This is a genomic window from Aphanothece stagnina RSMan2012 (assembly GCF_046764815.1).
Classification (GTDB): domain Bacteria; phylum Cyanobacteriota; class Cyanobacteriia; order PCC-6307; family Cyanobiaceae; genus NIES-981.
Genome location: NZ_JBKOUC010000116.1, coordinates 1 through 420 on the forward strand (window position 1 = coordinate 1; position 420 = coordinate 420).

Sequence of the window (420 nt, forward strand, 5' to 3'; positions counted from 1 at the left end):
ACCAACAACCTCAGCCTGTCCGGTGCCGATGCGGCGCTGTTTGAAATTATCGGTACTGAATTGTTTATCAAAGCAGGCACCAATCTGGATTCTGAAACCCAAAGTAGTTTTTCTGTCACCGTGGAAGTGGATGATCCCGCTATTGGTACAACTCCCGATGCGACGGTGGTGTTCAATCTGAGCCTCCAAGATGTCAATGAGTTACCAACTATTGCCCTTGATAACCAGGTCAACACCTTGGAGGAAAATACTGACACCACTAATCCGGTGAAAGTAGCAGATATTATCATCACCGATGATGCTTTAGGCACCAACAACCTCAGCCTGTCCGGTGCCGATGCGGCGCTGTTTGAAATTATCGGTACTGAATTGTTTATCAAAGCAGGCACCAATCTGGATTCTGAAACCCAAAGTAGTTTT

At 46.4% G+C, this 420-nt stretch carries 1 pseudogene; it reads left to right on the forward strand.

What is annotated here, in order from left to right:
* Positions 1–420 (forward strand): annotated as a pseudogene (locus ACLNEE_RS17005) (DUF4114 domain-containing protein); the annotation flags it as partial.